The organism is Cellulosimicrobium sp. EB106-03-01-XG111 (assembly GCF_058792115.1).
In genome coordinates this window covers 17,632-34,982 of sequence record NZ_JBYTEQ010000032.1, presented here as the reverse complement: position 1 = coordinate 34,982, position 17,351 = coordinate 17,632, and the positions used below count along the sequence as shown (strand labels likewise).

The 17,351-nt window shown below is 74.4% G+C and carries 16 protein-coding genes and 1 tRNA gene; 12 read left to right on the top strand and 5 right to left on the bottom strand.

All coding sequences use genetic code 11. The features are described from left to right. The first annotated feature begins 114 nt into the window (after positions 1-114). The 4 genes from AC3WT4_RS19550 to AC3WT4_RS19535 all read left to right on the top strand — a co-directional run bounded on the left by AC3WT4_RS19550 (position 115) and on the right by AC3WT4_RS19535 (position 2,714). Positions 115-969, top strand: a complete 855-nt coding sequence (locus AC3WT4_RS19550) for a nucleotidyltransferase domain-containing protein (RefSeq protein WP_492316264.1) — start codon at positions 115-117, stop codon at positions 967-969. A 22-nt stretch (positions 970-991) separates the two neighbouring features. After that, on the top strand, positions 992-1,213 hold the full coding sequence (locus AC3WT4_RS19545) for a hypothetical protein (RefSeq protein ID WP_074806727.1): 222 nt from the start codon (positions 992-994) through the stop codon (positions 1,211-1,213). Positions 1,214-1,373: 160 nt separating this feature from the next. Continuing rightward, on the top strand, positions 1,374-1,730 hold the full coding sequence (locus AC3WT4_RS19540) for a hypothetical protein (protein ID WP_492316263.1): 357 nt from the start codon (positions 1,374-1,376) through the stop codon (positions 1,728-1,730). Positions 1,731-1,889: 159 nt separating this feature from the next. Further along, the gene (locus tag AC3WT4_RS19535; RefSeq protein ID WP_492316262.1) at positions 1,890-2,714 is read left to right on the top strand and encodes an alpha/beta fold hydrolase; all 825 of its coding nucleotides are present in this window, start codon (positions 1,890-1,892) and stop codon (positions 2,712-2,714) included. Between the two features lie 33 nt (positions 2,715-2,747). On the opposite strand, the gene AC3WT4_RS19530 is transcribed toward AC3WT4_RS19535, so the two are convergent. Further along, positions 2,748-2,821 (bottom strand) — tRNA-Leu (locus AC3WT4_RS19530). A gap of 190 nt (positions 2,822-3,011) precedes the next feature. On the opposite strand from AC3WT4_RS19530, the gene AC3WT4_RS19525 reads away from it, so the two are divergent. Both AC3WT4_RS19525 and AC3WT4_RS19520 read left to right on the top strand, forming a co-directional pair. Beyond that, on the top strand, positions 3,012-3,632 hold the full coding sequence (locus tag AC3WT4_RS19525) for an ANTAR domain-containing response regulator (RefSeq protein WP_255181310.1): 621 nt from the start codon (positions 3,012-3,014) through the stop codon (positions 3,630-3,632). A gap of 229 nt (positions 3,633-3,861) precedes the next feature. Further along, complete coding sequence (locus AC3WT4_RS19520; RefSeq protein WP_157837895.1) at positions 3,862-4,527, top strand: GNAT family N-acetyltransferase; 666 nt, start codon at positions 3,862-3,864, stop codon at positions 4,525-4,527. A 36-nt stretch (positions 4,528-4,563) separates the two neighbouring features. Here the strand turns inward: AC3WT4_RS19520 and AC3WT4_RS19515 are convergent, their stop codons facing one another. Further along, positions 4,564-4,947 (bottom strand): hotdog fold thioesterase, encoded by a 384-nt coding sequence (locus tag AC3WT4_RS19515; RefSeq protein WP_492316265.1) that lies wholly within the window; start codon positions 4,945-4,947, stop codon positions 4,564-4,566. 100 nt (positions 4,948-5,047) lie between these two features. Here AC3WT4_RS19515 and polA point away from each other — a divergent pair, with 100 nt between their 5' ends. Further along, positions 5,048-7,753 (top strand): DNA polymerase I, encoded by a 2,706-nt coding sequence (polA, locus tag AC3WT4_RS19510; RefSeq protein ID WP_108046950.1) that lies wholly within the window; start codon positions 5,048-5,050, stop codon positions 7,751-7,753. Between the two features lie 10 nt (positions 7,754-7,763). Here polA and AC3WT4_RS19505 read toward each other — a convergent pair whose 3' ends face one another. Continuing rightward, positions 7,764-8,621 (bottom strand): class I SAM-dependent methyltransferase, encoded by an 858-nt coding sequence (locus AC3WT4_RS19505; RefSeq protein WP_492316261.1) that lies wholly within the window; start codon positions 8,619-8,621, stop codon positions 7,764-7,766. 208 nt (positions 8,622-8,829) lie between these two features. Between AC3WT4_RS19505 and AC3WT4_RS19500 the strand changes: the two genes are divergently transcribed. Continuing rightward, positions 8,830-9,855, top strand: coding sequence for a 6-phosphofructokinase (locus tag AC3WT4_RS19500; RefSeq protein ID WP_074806718.1), 1,026 nt, complete (start codon positions 8,830-8,832; stop codon positions 9,853-9,855). Between the two features lie 219 nt (positions 9,856-10,074). Beyond that, complete coding sequence (rpsA, locus tag AC3WT4_RS19495; RefSeq protein WP_074806716.1) at positions 10,075-11,559, top strand: 30S ribosomal protein S1; 1,485 nt, start codon at positions 10,075-10,077, stop codon at positions 11,557-11,559. Positions 11,560-11,761: 202 nt separating this feature from the next. Here the strand turns inward: rpsA and AC3WT4_RS19490 are convergent, their stop codons facing one another. Next, a complete protein-coding gene (locus AC3WT4_RS19490; RefSeq protein ID WP_257417194.1) occupies positions 11,762-13,711 on the bottom strand; it encodes an ABC transporter ATP-binding protein in 1,950 nt (649 codons plus the stop codon). Between the two features lie 152 nt (positions 13,712-13,863). Here AC3WT4_RS19490 and AC3WT4_RS19485 point away from each other — a divergent pair, with 152 nt between their 5' ends. From AC3WT4_RS19485 to AC3WT4_RS19475, 3 genes are all read left to right on the top strand, one after another. Beyond that, positions 13,864-14,397, top strand: a complete 534-nt coding sequence (locus AC3WT4_RS19485; RefSeq protein WP_257417192.1) for a MarR family winged helix-turn-helix transcriptional regulator — start codon at positions 13,864-13,866, stop codon at positions 14,395-14,397. 64 nt (positions 14,398-14,461) lie between these two features. Further along, on the top strand, positions 14,462-15,103 hold the full coding sequence (gene coaE / locus AC3WT4_RS19480) for a dephospho-CoA kinase (protein WP_074806709.1): 642 nt from the start codon (positions 14,462-14,464) through the stop codon (positions 15,101-15,103). After that, positions 15,100-15,717, top strand: coding sequence for a pyroglutamyl-peptidase I (locus AC3WT4_RS19475; RefSeq protein WP_074806706.1), 618 nt, complete (start codon positions 15,100-15,102; stop codon positions 15,715-15,717). The genes coaE and AC3WT4_RS19475 overlap by 4 nt, the downstream gene beginning before the upstream one ends. 49 nt (positions 15,718-15,766) lie before the next feature. Here the strand turns inward: AC3WT4_RS19475 and AC3WT4_RS19470 are convergent, their stop codons facing one another. Beyond that, positions 15,767-17,119 carry a choice-of-anchor A family protein gene (locus AC3WT4_RS19470; protein WP_492316260.1) on the bottom strand — a complete coding sequence of 451 codons (1,353 nt, stop codon included), beginning with the start codon at positions 17,117-17,119 and terminating at the stop codon, positions 15,767-15,769. Positions 17,120-17,351: the final 232 nt, after the last annotated feature.

Here is a 17,351-nt window from a genome sequence, read left to right as displayed (position 1 = left end):
GCGTTCGTGCGCCTCGCTGGCTGCTCCCCTGGTGGGGGGGGCGCCGCCGTCGGTCGTCCTGCGCCTCCGGGAAATCCCGCGACACGGCCCGCGGCGCATCCCTACCCTCGCGGGATGCGTGCCGTGCCTGCGTCCCTGGACCCCGCGGTCGTGCGTCGGGTCGACGCGCGGCTGGACGCCGTCGTGCGCGACGAGGGCGTCGCGGTCCCGCTCGCGGTGGAGAGCGGCAGCCGGGCGTGGGGGTTCCCGTCGCCGGACTCGGACTACGACTGCCGCTTCGTCTACGTGCGCTCCGCGGCCGACTACCTCGACCCCTGGCCGCGGCGCGACGTCGTCGAGACGCCGCTCGACGCGGTGCTGGACGTCAACGGGTGGGACCTCGTCAAGGCGGTGCGTCTGCTCGTGCGCGGGAACGCGACGCTGCTGGAGTGGCTGCGCTCTCCGATCGTGCACCGCGGCGACGCCGCGTTCCGGGCGGACCTGCTCGCGCTCGCCGAGCGGGTGGTCCACCGCGACGCCCTGCGGCGGCACTACCTGCACGTCGCGCTCGGCCAGCGGGAGCGCTGGTGGGCGGCGCAGGAGGTGCCGCTCAAGAAGCTCTTCTACGTCCTGCGTCCGGCGGCGACGCTGCGCTGGCTGCGCGTGCGGCCGGACGCCGTCCCGCCCATGCGCCTCGCGACGCTGCCCGACGAGGGCGAGGCACCGAGCGCGGTGGTCCGCGAGGCGGCCGAGCTCGTCGCGCTCAAGGCGGTCTCGCGCGAGATGGGTGCGGGCCCCGTCCCGGCGGTGCTCGGCCGGTTCGTCGACGACGAGCTCGCCGCCGCCTCGGCGGCCGCGACGGTGCCGGGAGCCGAGCCCCTGACGGCTCGCTCGGTGGCGGGAGAGTTCTTCCGGTCGGCGGTCACGCGGTACGGCCCGGCCGGGAGCGCGCCGCGGCAGCGTCCCGACGACGCGCGCACCGGAGCGTAGGGGAGCGCAGGAGGAGGACGACGTGGGACGACCGGAAGGGTTCGCGTTCGAGGTGGTGGGCGACGAAGTCGTCATCTATCACCACGGTCGGCGTGCCACCGTGCTGCGCGGTCGGACGGCGCAGGTGTTCCGCGACGATGCTGCCGCCGGCGACGAGCAGCAGCTGATGGCGCGCGTCACGGGCAACTACAAGCGGGGCAACGAGCGCGTCGCTCGCGAGCACCCGCGCAACCGCGCGGGTTGATCAGCGCTGCGCCGCGTCGCGGGCAGGGGCGTGGCGGCCGGGAGCTCGCTGGAGCGTCCGGGGCGGACGGGCGGCTGCCCGGAGCGCGGTGCTCTGCCGGCAGCCGGTCGACCGTGACTCGCGCGAGCGAGCGCGGAGGGTCGGCCCTAGCCTCTCGTGGGTGACCAACGACCAGATCGAGGACGTCGACCAGGACCTGTACGTGGCGGCGAGCGACCCCGACGCCGACGGCGCGGCGGCCGCCGCGCGCGAGGCGACCTTCCGCGCGCTCGTCGCGCGCCGGGACGCGCGCGAGACCGCGGAGGCGGCCGCGAGCGTGTGCGAGCAGGTGCAGCAGGTGGCGGAGGCCGCCGAACGGAGCGCGCAGGACGCGCTGACGTCCGCGACCGTCGCGCGCGCTGCCGCTCTCCTCGGCGACGAGGCGATCGCCCGGCAGGCGGCGCGCGACGCGAGCGCCGCGGCCCGGGAGGCCGCGCGCGAGGCGGTCACTCTGGACACGGCGCGGCCCGAGCTCTAGACATCACCGGTTCGTGCGCGCGGGGCCTGTCGTCCGTCCGTGCCGTCCCGAGTCCCGCGGCGGCGCTCGTCGTCCCCCTCTACCCTGGTGGCCCAGCCCGGCGACCGCTCGGTGCTGACCACCCAGCCACCGGTCGACGGTGGGAGAGCGAGGTCTGCCGTGCCCCGAGCGCGTCGGCGCGAGCGCTCGTCGGCGGGCACGGTCCTGCCGGCCCTCCAGGAGCGGTACGACCTGATCGACGGGGTGCGGGTGTACTCCGTCGTCGCGGAGCCGGTCCGGGCGGCTCGGCCGGAGGGGGTGGTCGCACCGGCCGAGGTGGTCCTCGTGCACGGTCTCGCCCTGTCGACGCGGTACCTGGAGCCGGGTGTCCGGCGGCTCGGGACGGACCGTCGCACCGCCGCCCTGGACCTGCCGGGCGTCGGCCGCAGCGGCCGCCCGCCGCACCTGCCGTCGATGGCCGAGATGGCGGACGTCGTGGCCCGCTGGATGGACGGGCTCGGCATGACGGGCGCGGACGTCGTCGGGCACTCGTTGGGCTGCCAGATCGTCAGTCATCTCGCGGCGGAGCGGCCCGACCTGGTCCGGCGGGTCGTCCTCGTCGGTCCCTCCCGGGACCCGGAGCACCCCCGGTGGTGGCAGAGCGCGTGGCGCCTGCTCCTCGACGGCCCGCGCGAGAGGTGGTCGCTGCTGCCGATCGCCGTCGTGGACTACCTGCGGGCCGGTCCGGTCGCGGCGGTGCGGGCCCTGAAGCAGGCGCGCCGCGCCGAGGTCAGCCACCTGGTGCAGAGCATCACGCAGCCCGTCCTCGTGCTCGTCGGGGACCGCGACCCGCTCGTCTCGGGGACGTGGGCCCGCCGCCTCGTCGACGCGCTGCCCGACGGGCGGCTCGTCACGGTCCCGGGGGCTCCGCACGGGCTGCCGTACTCCAGCGTCGAGTCGTTCGTCGCGACCACACGGGACTTCCTCGACCGCGAGGAACCGTGACGTCGAGCACCGCACGTCCACCGAGATGAGGGGTGCCCCGGGTGGGATTCGAACCCACACTGGATCGGGTTTGAGCCGAACGCCTCTGCCGGTTGGGCTACCGGGGCCGTGCACGGAGCGGACCTGTCGGTCTCCGCCGCGCGGGCACCATCGAACCACACACGCGTGCCTTCACGAGAATCACACTCCCCGGAGGGCGAAACGCGGGGGCGGCACCCGGTGCGGCGCACTACGATGAGTCCCGTGAGTGACCAGACAGCGCAGCCCGAGGACAAGCAGCCGCTCGACCTGCCCCCGATGATCGAGCCCGAGCCCGCCACCACCCCCGCCCCGTCGGGTCGTGCCGCGCGCCGCGCCGTCGTCGCGGAGGACGAGGCCCTGATCCGTCTCGACGTCGTCGAGACGCTGCGGGACGCCGGGTTCGAGGTCGTCGGCGAGGCCGGCGACGGTGCGACGGCGGTGAAGCTGGCGCTCGAGCTCAAGCCCGACGTCGTGGTCATGGACGTGAAGATGCCCGAGCTCGACGGCATCTCCGCGGCGGAGCAGATCGGCAAGGCGCACGCCGCCCCGGTCGTCCTGCTGACGGCGTTCTCGCAGGCGGAGCTCGTCGAGCGGGCGCGCGACGCCGGCGCCATGGCGTACGTCGTCAAGCCGTTCACGCCGGCGGACCTGCTGCCCGCGGTCGAGATCGCGATCTCGCGCTACTCGCAGATCACCGCCCTCGAGTCCGAGGTGGCCGACCTCGCGGAGCGCTTCGAGACGCGCAAGCGCGTCGACCGCGCGAAGGGCCTGCTCATGACGAAGATGGGCCTGTCGGAGCCGGAGTCGTTCCGCTGGATCCAGAAGACGTCGATGGACCGCCGCCTCACCATGCGCGAGGTCGCGGACGCCGTCATCGAGCAGGTCGGCGGCGCCTGAGCCGCCCGCCGCGCCCGGTGCGCCGCGCGGGGTCCTGATCAGGACCTTTGTCACGGGGCTCCGGGCGGGCTATCGTCTTGGACTGGCGTCCAGCAGTTCCGGGGCGGTGAACACGGTCGCCACGTAGTGCTCAGTCGACGGCCGACGGTGCTGTCCGAGCGACGTGGACCTTCTCACGCCCCACGTCCCTCGGTGCCGCCGGTCCACGGTGCGAACGAGGAGGAGCGCAGTGCGCCCAGCAGTGGAGGTCAGGCCCGCGGTCGGTGACGACCTGCCGGGGATCGCTGTGCTGTGCTCGGAGGCACGCCGCGAGTCGGCGTCCGGGGCGCAGATCTGCGCGCCCGACGAGGACCGCCTGGTCCGGCACCTGTCGGTGCTGCTCACCCTGCCCGGCGGCAACGTGCTCGTCGCCCTGCACGACGGCCGCCCCGTCGGGTTCGTCCTGGCCCGCGTGCTCGACCCGCACCTGTTCGCGGACGAGCCGAGCCTGTACGTCGAGGCCGTGTACGTGGGGGAGGACGCCCGGCGCCGCGGGGTGGGCCACGCGCTCCTCAGCGCGACGGCCGAGCTCGCCGCGTCGTCCGGCGCGACGCACGTCTACTCCGTGCCGATCCCCGGTTCCCGTGGGGTGCAGCGCTTCCTCGCGCGGCTGGGCTTCGGCCCGGTGGCCGGGCACCGCGTCGTCTCGACGGCGGTCCTGCAGCGCCGGCTCGCGGCCGACCTCACCCCCGCCCGACGGGGCACGCGCTCGCTCGAGGACCTCATCGCGCGCCGTCGTCGCGCCCGCACCGAGACCATGTCCGGGCCGGTCGACCTGCGCGAGTTCCAGGCCGAGTACAACCGCCGCGCGGGCGTGGTGACGCCGGCCGACACGCGCGAGACCCTGCCCGGCTGAGGCGGGCGTCCGCGTCCTGCGGCCGGCGTCGCCCGGTCAGCCCTGCGCGAGGATCAGGCACGTGAGGCGCGCCGTGCACACGCGGCGACCCTCGTCGTCGGACACGACGATCTCGTAGCTCGCCGTCGTGCGTCCGCGGTGCACCGCGACCGCCTCGCCGTGCACCCAGCCGTCGCGCACCCCCCGGTGGTGCGTCGCGTTCACCTCGATGCCCACGGCCGCGCGGCCGGGCCCCCCGTGCAGCTGCGCGGCGACGGAACCCAGCGTCTCGGCGAGGACGACGGACGCACCCCCGTGCAGCAGCCCCGCGGGCTGCGTGTTGCCCGCCACGGGCATGCGGGCCGTGACGCGGTCGGCCCCCACCTCGCCCAGCTCGATGCCCATGCGCTCGATGAGCGTCCCCTCGGTGCGCAGGCCCATCGCCTCGTAGGCGTGGCGCGGGGCGTCGGGTGTCGACGGGGTGGTGGGGGACGGCGTCCCGGTCGGGGCGGCGTTCTGGTCGGAGCCGTGCGTGTGGGTCATGGGCGATAGGTTGGCACCCGTGACGACCTCCGCGCGACCTCGCCTCCTGCTCATCGACGGACACTCCATGGCCTACCGCGCGTTCTTCGCGCTCCCGGCGGAGAACTTCTCGACGACCACGGGACAGCACACGAACGCGGTGTACGGGTTCACCTCGATGCTCATCAACCTCCTGCGGGACGAGGAGCCCACGCACGTCGCCGTCGCGTTCGACGCCGGGCGCCAGTCCTTCCGCACCGAGATCCTGCCCAGCTACAAGGGCACGCGGGAGTCCACGCCCGAGCCGTTCCGGGGCCAGGTGCCGCTCATCAAGGAGATCCTCGAGACGCTGCACATCCCCACGCTCGAGCGCGAGGGCTACGAGGCCGACGACATCTTCGCCACCCTGGCGACGCAGGGCGCCGCCGCCGGGATGGAGGTGCTCGTCTGCTCGGGGGACCGGGACTCGTTCCAGCTCGTCGGCCCGGACGTCACGGTGCTCTACCCGAAGAAGGGCGTCTCGGAGCTCGCGCGCATGGACAGCGCCGCCGTCGTCGAGAAGTACGGCGTGCCGCCCGAGCGCTACCCGGACCTCGCCGCTCTCGTCGGCGAGACGTCCGACAACCTGCCGGGCATCCCCGGCGTCGGCCCCAAGACGGCCGCCAAGTGGATCACGGCGTACGGCGACCTGGACGGCCTGCTGGACCACGCGGACGAGATCAAGGGCAAGGCGGGGGAGAACCTCCGGGCGCACCTCGACCAGGTCCGCCTCAACCGGCAGCTCAACGCGCTCCTGCTCGACCTCGAGCTGCCCGTCGGCCCCGACGACCTCGCGACCCGTCCCTGGGACCGCGAGGCCGCCCACCGCGTGCTCGACGCCCTCGAGTTCCGCGCCCTGCGCGACCGGCTCTTCGCGATCGCCCCCGAGGGCGAGGTCGAGGCCGAGGCGGGGTTCGACGTCGCGCTCGCCGACGTCCTGCCCGGGGGCCTGGGCGCCTGGCTGGCCGAGCACGGCACGCGCCCGCTCGGCGTCGAGGTGGCCGGCAAGGCCGTCCCGGGCGGCGGGGACGCCTGGGGCCTCGCGGTGTCCGACGACGCCGGGGCGGCCGTCGCGCTCGAGCTCGCCGACGTCGCGGGCGCCGACGACGAGGCGCTCGCCGCGTGGCTCGCCGACCCGGAGCGCCCCAAGGTCGTGCACGGTGCGAAGTCGGCCTGGCACGAGCTCGCGGCGCGGGGGTACGACCTCGCGGGCGTCACGTTCGACACCGAGCTCGCCGCGTACCTGTGCCACCCCGACCAGCGCGGCTACGACCTGGGCGACCTCGTCGTGCGGCACCTGCACCGTGAGCTGCGCCCGGACACCGAGGCCGGCAACGACGCCCAGGGCGCGCTCGACCTCTCGCTCGACGGCAGCGGCGAGCAGGAGCGGGACGCGGTGCGTGCCCTCGCCGTCGCCCAGCTCGGCGAGGTCCTCGCGGGCGAGCTCGAGGACCGGGGGGCCACGACGCTCCTCGCCGACCTCGAGCTGCCGCTGTCCCAGGTGCTCGCGCGCATGGAGCAGCGCGGCATCGCGGCGGACGTCACGTACCTGCGCGAGCTCGAGCAGCACTTCGGCGACCTCGTCGCGACGGCCGCGTCGGAGGCGTACGCCGTCATCGGGCGCGAGGTGAACCTGGGTTCCCCCAAGCAGCTCCAGGAGGTGCTGTTCGACCAGCTGGGGATGCCCAAGACGAAGAAGATCAAGACGGGCTACACGACCGACGCGTCGGCGCTCGCGGACCTCTTCGTCAAGACGCAGCACCCGTTCCTCGAGCACCTGCTCGCCCACCGCGACGCCTCGCGGCTCCGCCAGACGGTCGAGGGGCTGCTGAAGTCCGTGGCCGACGACGGCCGCATCCACACGACGTTCCAGCAGACGATCGCGGCGACGGGCCGGCTCAGCTCGACCGACCCCAACCTGCAGAACATCCCGATCCGCACCGAGGCGGGCCGGCGCATCCGGCGCGCGTTCGTCGTCGGCGAGGGCTACGAGACCCTCATGACGGCCGACTACAGCCAGATCGAGATGCGCATCATGGCGCACCTCTCGGGCGACGAGGGCCTCATCGAGGCCTTCCGGTCCGGGGAGGACCTGCACTCCTACGTCGGGTCGCGCGTGTTCGAGGTCCCCGCGGCCGAGGTCACGCCCGCGATGCGCTCGAAGATCAAGGCCATGTCGTACGGCCTCGCGTACGGGCTGTCGGCGTTCGGGCTCTCGCAGCAGCTCACCATCGAGGTGGGCGAGGCCCAGAAGCTCATGGACGACTACTTCGAGCGCTTCGGCGGCGTGCGCGACTACCTCACGGGCGTCGTCGACGAGGCGCGGGCCACGGGCTACACGGCGACCATCCTCGGGCGCCGCCGGTACCTGCCCGACCTCACGAGCGACAACCGGCAGCGCCGCCAGATGGCGGAGCGCATGGCCCTCAACGCGCCCATCCAGGGCAGCGCGGCCGACATCATCAAGGTCGCGATGCTCAACGTGCAGCGCGCGATCGACGAGCGCGGGCTCCGGTCGCGGCTGCTCCTCCAGGTGCACGACGAGCTCGTGGTCGAGGTGGCTGCGGGCGAGCGCGACGCGGTCGAGGAGGTGCTGCGCACGCAGATGGGCGCGGCCGCCGAGCTGGACGTGCCGCTCGACGTCTCGGTCGGCGTCGGGGCCACGTGGCACGAGGCGGGCCACTGACCCGGGCGACTCAGCCCGGGAGGCGCGTGCGGAAGATCGCCGTCCCGGGCAGGTAGGCGCCGCGCACCGGGCCCCAGCCGCCCCACACCTCGGAGTTGTCGGCGGGCCACTCGGGCTCGACGACGTCGCGCAGCTCCAGCCCGGCGGCGACGACCTCGCGCACGTGGTCGCCCAGGGTGCGGTGGTACTCGGCGTAGACGACCCGGCCGGCGGCGTCGGTCTCGACGTACGGCCGGCGGTCGAAGTAGGACCGGTTCGCGGTCAGCCCGTGCTCGCTCGGGTCGTCGGGGAACGCCCACCGGGTCGGGTGCGTCACCGAGAACGTCCACGTACCGCCGGGCCGCAGCACCCGCGCGACCTCCCGGTGGACGGCTGCCGCGTCGGGCACGAACGGGATCGCGCCGAACGAGGTGAACGCGACGTCGAACGTGGCGTCGGCGAGCGGGAGCCGGCGCGCGTCGGCCTGGAGGGCCGGGACGCGCACGCCCGTCGCCCGGTCGAGGGCCGCCCCCGCGGCGAGCATGCCGCCGGACACGTCCGTCGCGACGACCTCCGCCCCCTGCGTCACGAGCCAGCGCGAGCACTGCGCCGCGCCCGCGCCGACCTCGAGCACCCGGCGTCCCGCGACGTCGCCGAGCAGACGTGCGTCCCGCTCGCGCAGTCCCTCCGGGCACCAGCAGAAGTCCGCCGCGCCGAGGAAGGTCCCGTGCTCGTCGAGGTACTCCTGCGCGTTGGCGTCCCACCAGCCGCGGCCGGCGCGGCCGCCCTCGGTGGCGGGCACGTCGCGGTAGCCGGCGTCGGCGGTCGGGCCGGGGGCCGCGCCGGAGTGCGCGACGACGGGCGGCTCGGGCGTGGCGGACGTGCTCATGCCCCCATTCTCCCCGTCGGCGCCCGCCGCACGGCCCGTCCGGTCGGGACCTTGGTCGTCGGCGTGCCCGCGGACCGGGACGGGCGGTGACCTGTCGCGCGGGGGTGGCTAGGGTTGAGGGTGACGCGGTGCCGCGGAGGTCGGCACCTCCGTCGACGCCCGGCATGCGCGCGAGGACGCGCGACGCGACGACGAGACGGAGGAACAGGTGCGCATCGGACTTCTCACCGGCGGGGGCGACTGCCCCGGCCTGAACGCGGCGATCCGGGCCGTGGTCAAGCAGGGGACGGGGGAGTACGGGCACACCATCATCGGCTTCCGCAACGGCTGGCGCGGCGTCGTCGACGGCGACGTGCACCCGCTCGGCCGTCAGGACATCCGGAACGTCCTGCCCGTGGGCGGCACGCTGCTCGGCACGGCCCGGTTCCACCCGCGCGAGGAGGACGGCAGCATGGACGCCGTGCTCGCGACGGTCGAGGCGGAGCACCTCGACGCGCTGATCTGCATCGGCGGCGACGGCACGCTGCACGCGGCGAGCCGCGTCGCGGAGGCGGGCGTGAAGATCGTCGCCATCCCCAAGACGATCGACAACGACGTCGAGGGCACGGATCTGTCGATCGGGTTCCACACCGCCGTGAACATCGCGACGGAGGCGCTGGACCGCGTGCACACGACGGCGGAGAGCCACAACCGCGTCATGGTGGTCGAGGTCATGGGCCGCCACGCCGGCTGGATCGCGGTCAACGCGGGCATCGCCGGCGGCGCGGAGGTCGTGCTCGCGCCGGAGCAGCCGTTCGACATCGACCAGGTCGTGAAGTTCCTCCGGCACCGGCACCGCGCCCACGCGAACTTCTCGATCGTCGTCGTGGCCGAGGGCGCCGTGCCGCGCGAGGGGTCGTCGATGGAGTTCACGCAGCAGCTCGGCCGGTTCGGCGAGATCGTCGCCGGGTCCATCGGGGAGCGCGTGAGCGCCGAGATCGCGCAGCGCACCGGGTTCGACACCCGGCTCACGGTGCTCGGGCACGTGCAGCGCGGGGGCGAGCCGACGCCGACCGACCGGATCCTCGGCAGCCGCTTCGGCGTCGCGGCCGTGGACGCGGTGAGCGCGGGGACGTCGGGCGTCATGACGGCGCTGCGGGGCGAGCGCGTCGAGCTCGTGCCGCTCGCGGAGGTCGCGGGCCGCCCCAAGCGGGTCCCGGAAGAGCTGCTGCGGGTCGCGCGCGTGCTCGCGTGACGCGGAACCGGTAGCCGGGACGCCCCGGCGGGGCGCGCGCGACCGCGTTGACCGCCGGGGTGACACCCGGATAAGGTGGACGGCGGTGCGCTGCGCCCGCCTTCATCCCGAGCCACGACGTCGACCACGGCGTCGGAGCGTCCGGGGGCGTCGGCGGGAGACGCGCCGAGAAACCCTACCCGCTCGACTACACCTGTCCGCATCGGAGCATCGAACTCAATGACCATCTCTACCCCCGCGAAGTCCGCACCCCAGGTTGCCGTCAACGACATCGGCACCGAGGAGGACTTCCTCGCCGCCGTTGACGCGACCATCAAGTACTTCAACGACGGCGACATCGTCGAAGGCACGATCGTCAAGGTGGACCGCGACGAGGTCCTCCTCGACATCGGCTACAAGACCGAGGGCGTCATCCCCTCCCGCGAGCTGTCCATCAAGCACGACGTGGACCCCGGTGAGGTCGTCAACGTCGGCGACGCGGTCGAGGCCCTCGTCCTCCAGAAGGAGGACAAGGAAGGCCGTCTGATCCTGTCCAAGAAGCGCGCCCAGTACGAGCGCGCCTGGGGCACGATCGAGAAGATCAAGGAGGAGGACGGCGTCGTCACCGGCACCGTCATCGAGGTCGTCAAGGGTGGTCTCATCCTCGACATCGGCCTCCGTGGCTTCCTCCCGGCCTCCCTGGTGGAGATGCGTCGCGTCCGCGACCTCCAGCCGTACGTCGGCAAGGAGATCGAGGCGAAGATCATCGAGCTCGACAAGAACCGCAACAACGTCGTCCTCTCGCGCCGTGCCTGGCTCGAGCAGACGCAGTCCGAGGTCCGCTCCACCTTCCTGCAGACGCTGCAGAAGGGCCAGGTGCGCCCCGGTGTCGTCTCCTCGATCGTCAACTTCGGTGCGTTCGTGGACCTCGGCGGTGTCGACGGTCTCGTGCACGTCTCCGAGCTGTCCTGGAAGCACATCGACCACCCGTCCGAGGTCGTCGAGGTCGGCCAGGAGGTCACGGTCGAGGTCCTGGACGTCGACTTCGACCGCGAGCGCGTCTCGCTGTCGCTCAAGGCGACGCAGGAGGACCCGTGGCAGACGTTCGCCCGGACCCACGCGATCGGTCAGGTCGTGCCGGGCAAGGTCACCAAGCTCGTCCCCTTCGGTGCGTTCGTGCGCGTCGAGGACGGCATCGAGGGCCTCGTGCACATCTCGGAGCTGGCCGTGCGCCACGTCGAGCTGCCGGAGCAGGTCGTCAACGTCGGTGACGAGGTCTTCGTCAAGGTCATCGACATCGACCTCGAGCGCCGCCGCATCTCGCTGTCGCTCAAGCAGGCCAACGAGGGCGTGGACCCGGAGTCGGACGACTTCGACCCCGCGCTCTACGGCATGGCCGCCGAGTACGACGAGCAGGGGAACTACAAGTACCCCGAGGGCTTCGACCCGGAGACCAACGAGTGGCTCGAGGGCTTCGAGACGCAGCGCGAGGCGTGGGAGGCGGAGTACGCCAAGGCGCACGAGCGCTGGGAGGCGCACCGCAAGCAGGTCGCCGAGGCCGTCAAGGCCGACTACGACGCCGCGTCGGGCGAGAGCACGAGCTCCTCGAGCTCGTCGTCGTCGTCCAGCACGTCCTACTCGTCGGCCCCGGCCGCCGAGGCGACGGGCACGCTCGCGTCGGACGAGGCGCTCGCCGCGCTCCGCGAGAAGCTCACGGGCAACTGACCCGGCCGGCGGCCCCGCGCGGGACGCCACGCTGAGCAGACGAAGGCCCGCCACCCCTCGGGGTGGCGGGCCTTCGCCGTGTCGGTACGCACGCACCCTGGCACCCACGCGCCGACCAGGTGGTTCTGGTCCGTCAGTGGCCGCGGACGAGCCGGGACCGCCTGGTCGACGAGCTGGGACCGCCTGGTCGGCGGTTCGGCCGTCAGGCGGTCGCCGTCGCCGGCACGGGGGCCGGGGCCGGGTCGCTGCCCGACGGCGCGGGCGAGTCGGCGAACTGCGTCCGGTAGAGCGTGGCGTAGCGTCCGCCGCGCGCCAGGAGCTCGGTGTGCGTGCCCGTCTCGACGACGCGGCCGGCGTCGAGCACGACGATGAGGTCGGCCTCGCGGACGGTCGAGAGCCGGTGGGCGATGACGAGCGAGGTGCGCCCGCGCAGCGCCTCGGCGAGCGCGGCCTGGACCGCCGCCTCGGAGTCCGAGTCGAGGTGCGCCGTCGCCTCGTCGAGGACGACGAGCTGCGGGGCCTTGAGGAACACCCGCGCGATCGCGAGGCGCTGCCGCTCGCCGCCGGACATCCGGTAGCCGCGGTCGCCCACCACGGTGTCCATGCCGGACGGCAGCGCGGCGACGACGTCCCACACGTGCGCGCGCCGCAGGGCGGACTCGAGCTCGGCGTCCGTCGCGTCGGGCTTGGCGTACCGCAGGTTCTCCGCGATCGAGTCGTGGAAGAGGTGCGCCTCCTGCGTGACGACGCCGACGGCGTCGTGCAGGCTCTCCTGCGTGACGTCGCGCAGGTCGCGACCGGCGATCCGCACGTGGCCGGCGCTCGGGTCGTACATGCGCGTCACGAGCTGCGACACGGTGGTCTTGCCTGCGCCGGACGACCCGACGAGCGCGACCATGGCGCCCGCGGGCACGGAGAACGAGACGTCGTGGAGCGTGTCGGTCGTCGGGTCGGTGCCCTCCACCGCCACGGACTCGAGCGAGGCGAGGGAGACCTCGGCCGCGCTCGGGTAGCGGAAGGTCACGCCGTCGAGCTCGAGGCTCGCGCCCTGGCGCGCGACGGCCGCGGCGAGGTCGTCGGCGTCGGGGGCGTCCGTGACGGTGGGCTCGAGGTCGAGCACCTCGAGCACGCGCTCGAAGCTGACGAGCGCCGTCATGACGTCGACCTGGACGTTCGACATGGCCGTGAGGGGGCCGTAGAGGCGGCCCAGGTAGGCGGTCAGCGCGACGACGGTGCCGACGGTGAGCGAGCCCGAGATGGCCATGACGCCGCCGAGGCCGTAGACGATCGCGACGGCGACGGACGCGACGACGGTCAGCCCGACGCGGAACACGGTCCCGTACATCGCCTGGCGCACCCCGATGTCGCGGACCCGCCGTGCCTGGGCGGCGAACCGGGACGACTCGCGGTCGGGGTCGCCGAACACCTTGACGAGGTGGGCGCCCGCCACGTTGAAGCGCTCGTTCATCGTCTGCGCCGCTTCGGCGTTGAGCTCGTAGCTCTCGCGCGTGATCGCGGCGAGACGCTTGCCGACCCAGCGGGCGGGCAGGACGAAGGCGGGCAGGAGGGTGAGCGCGAGGAGCGTGAGCTGCCACGACATCGAGAGCATCGCGGCGAGCACGAACACGACGGTGAGCAGGTTGGAGAACACGTTCGACAGGGTCGAGGTGAACGCCTGCTGGGCGCCGAGGACGTCGCCGTTGAGGCGCTGGACGAGCGCACCGGTGCGCGTCCGGCTGAAGAAGGCGAGCGGCATGCGCTGGACGTGGTCGAAGACGGCGGTGCGCAGGTCGACGATGAGCCCCTCGCCGATGCGCGAGGAGAACCAGCGCTGCGCCACGCCGAGCGCGCCGGAGAGCACGGCGAGACCGGCGGCGACGGCCGAGAGGGCGACGACCAGGCCGACGTCCCCGGCGGTGATGCCGTCGTCGATGATGCGCTGGAAGAGCAGCGGGGTGACCGCGCCCGCGGCGGCGTCCACGGAGATGAGCACGAGGAAGGCGGCGAGCTGGCGCCGGTAGGGCCGGGCGAACGTGAGCACCCGGCGGATCGTGCCGCGGTGCAGCCGCCGGGAGGTGACGGAGGAGTCCTGGCGGAAGGAGCGCATGCCGCGCGGGCCGCCGTGGCCGGGGAGGGGTGAGGGGAAAGACATGGGGCCTCCTGGGTGGGGGAGGGGCGCGTCGTCCGCGGCGGCGGTGGCCGTCCGGCGGGCGCGGTCCGAGGATCGCTCGCGCGAAACGATAGTGAGTCTAACTCACAATGAGCCGATACCACAAGTGGGACCGGTCCCGGTACGCTCGCCTCGTGACGACCGACCCGAGCCAGCCTGCCACGCCGGGCGCACCCCCGGGCGGCCGGGCCGCCTCCCCCGACGAGGCGGGGGAGTTCCTCGCGCTCCTGCACGCCGCGCTGCGCAGCGTACGCCGCGAGGCGAGCGAGCGGCTCGAGCCCGCGGGGACGACGCCCGGCCAGTTCCGGATGCTGCGCTTCCTCTCCCGCTGCGACGGACCGTGCCGGCTCGGCGCGGTGGCGTCGGCCCTCGACGTCGCGCCGCGCTCGGTCACCTCGAAGGTCGACGACGCCGAGCGGGCCGGCCTCGTGCGCCGCACCCCGGACCCGCAGGACCGGCGCGCCACGCTCGTCGAGCTCACCCCGCGTGGGCGTGAGGTCGTCGAGCAGGTCGGGGCGGAGCGCTCCTCGAGCGCGGGCACCCTGCTGGCCCGCCTGGACGCGCACGAGCGCGCCGAGCTGCTCCGGCTCCTGCGCGCCGTCGCGGGCGAGCGGCCCGACGGCGGCGCCACGCCCGAGCAGCTCCCCGGCGCCGGGTCCCACGGCTGAGCGCCACGCGGTGGCCGGTAGCCGCCCCGACGCGGGGCGGTGCGCCGGCTGGCAGGATGGACGCATGTTTCGCATCGGCCTGACCGGAGGAATAGCGGCGGGGAAGTCCGTCGCGCTCGCCCGCTTCGCCGAGCTGGGCGCGGTGGTCGTCGACTACGACGCCCTCGCGCGGGACGCCGTCGCGCCCGGCACCGTCGGGCTCGACGAGGTCGTCGAGGCGTTCGGCCCCGGCGTGCTCGACGAGGACGGCGCGCTCGACCGGCCTGCGCTCGGACGCGTGGTGTTCGGCGACGACGCCGCGCGCGAGCGGCTCAACGCGATCGTCCACCCCGAGGTGCGGCGGCTCGCCGCCGAGCGCGAGGCCGCCGCCGGCGCGGCCGACCCGCGGGCCGTCGTCGTGCACGACATCCCGCTCCTCGTCGAGACGGGCGACCCGGCGCGGTTCCACTGCGTCGTGGTCGTGCACACGCCCGAGGACGTCCGGGTGGACCGTCTCGTCTCGTCGCGCGGGCTGAGCGAGGACGAGGCGCGTGCGCGGCTCGCCGCGCAGGCCGACGACGCGGCGCGCCTCGCGGCCGCGGACGTCACCCTCGACGGGTCGGGCGAGCCCGACGCGCTGCGCACGCAGGTCGACGCGCTCTGGGCCCGTGTGCGCGCGGAGGTCGACGCGGAAGCGCTCGCGGAGCTCGAGGAGCGCGAGGCGTGACGGTCGTGGTGAGCGGCTTCGAGCCCTTCGGCGGCGACGCCACGAACCCCTCGTGGGAGACCGCCGAGCTGCTCGCCGAGCGCGGCGAGCAGCTCGTGGGGGACCGCGTCGTCGCCGTCCGGCTCCCCGTGACGTTCGCCGGCGCCTGGCCCGCGCTCGACGCCGCCGTGCGCGAGCACGACCCGGAGGTCGTCGTCGCGCTGGGGCTCGCGGGCGGTGCCGGACGCGTGCGCCTCGAACGCGTGGCCGTGAACGTGCGCGACGCCCGGATCCCTGACAACGCCGGAGCGCAGCCGGTCGACGTCCCCGTCGTGCCGGGGGCGCCCGTGGGGCACTGGTCCACGCTCCCGCTCAAGGCGTCGCTCCTCGCGGTCCGGGAGGTCGGCGTCCCCGTGGAGGTGTCCGGGACGGCGGGCACGTACGTGTGCAACGACGTGTTCTACGCCCTCATGCACCACTGGGGCTCCGCACCGGGCCGCCGTGCGGGGTTCGTGCACGTGCCGGATGCCGGCGTGGTACCCATCGAGGACCAGGTGACGGCCGTCGCCGCGATCGTGCGCCAGGCCCTGCGCGGCGCGCCCGAGCCGCGGGTCGCCGCGGGCTCCGAGAGCTGAGCGGGCGCCGGGGCCGGCAGGGCGTCCTGCCGGCCCCGGCGCTCGGGCGTCAGCTCGCCGCGCGGCGTCGGGCGACGACGACGAGCAGCGTCGCGCCACCCGCGAGCAGCAGCGCCGCCACCACGGCGAGCACGACGACGGACGCGCCGGTCGAGGCCAGCCCGCTCCCCGCCGCGGACTCACCGGTGGGCGCGGCCGACGGCGTCGGGTCCGCGCTCGCGACGGGCGTCGCCTCCGGGGAGGGCGCGCTCTCCGCCGCGGGCTCGGTCGGCACCCCGGTGCCGGGGGTCTCGGTGGTCGTCGGGGGCGTCGTCGTCTCGGTGCCCCCCGGGGTCGGGGCCTCGGGCGACGGCTCGGGCTCGGGCTCCGTGACGACGGGGACCGGCTCGCACGGGCCTGCGAACGGGTAGTTGTGGTGCTCGATGCCTGCCCCGCCGGTGTAGGCGACCGCGCCGTTCGCGAGGACGCGCCCGTTGGTCGACGTGGAGACCGTGAGCGTCGCGTCGGCACGCGGGACGACGATCGTGCCGGGGAACTGGTCGTTCGTGCCGAGCGCGACCTGCGTCGCGTCCGGGAACGCCCAGAGGAAGTGGGACGACAGGTACTGGGTCGCCTGGTAGAGGCGCACGCCGTCGTACGCGACGTACGCGAGGGACGGGATGCGCACCGTGGAGCCGCTGACGCTGAGCAGCACCGGGCCGGTGCCCGTGACGTGCAGCTCGCGCAGCGACGCGGCGCCCTCCGCCGTGAGGGCGTACCGCGCGCCCGCCTCGACGGTCAGGACGCCGTTCTCGGGGGCGACCTCCTCGGCGCCGTCGGTCGCGTCGGCGGCGATGCCGGCGACGAGCGCGGGAAGCTCCTCGTAGGGGGCGAGCGCCGCGTCCCGGCCCACGCCCTGCCGCACGGACCCGTGCGTGCCGAGCGCGTTCGCGCTCTCCGTGCTCGGGACGGCGCCCGTGATCGTGCCGCCCACGACGACGTTGCCGCCGCGCGACGCGTGGAACCCGACCTGCGTGTTCCGCGCGGAGGCGAGGTCGCCGCCGACGACGAGCATGTCGGTCCCGCCCGCGGGGGTGATCCCCGAGCCGCCGCCGCCCGCGGTCCCGACGTTGAGGGAGCCCGCCCCGGCGAGGTCGGCGTCCCCGCCGACGACGACGCGGCCCTCGAGCTCGGTCGCGGTCGTGACGGTGAGCCCGCCGCCGGCCCAGATGCCGACCCCCGTGTCCTCCACGGCCGTGAGCTCGTACACGCCGACGGGGCGGGTCGTGGCGTCCGCGGAGCAGACGTCGTCGGCACCGACGGCGGGCGTGGCGCTCGCGGGTGCGGCGAGCCCGGCCGACAGGGCCAGGGTCGTGAGGAGGATCAGAGGGATACCGCGGGGGCGCGCGGGGTTCAGGCGCATGGGGGCTCCAGGTCGAGGGTCGGTCGTGCTGACAGGGCCGCGCGCGGACCTCGTCGCCCGTGGTCGGCCCGGTCGCCGGTGCTCCACGGGCGTCGGGGAGCGGGCTGGTCGTGGGAACACTAGGGGTTCGGCACCACGCCTTCCAAATTGCGCACGGGTGATTTCGGGTGTAGGGAGCGAGCGGCCGGTCGAGGCGCTCGCGCGAACGATGTGGGTGGCGCGACGTACCGTG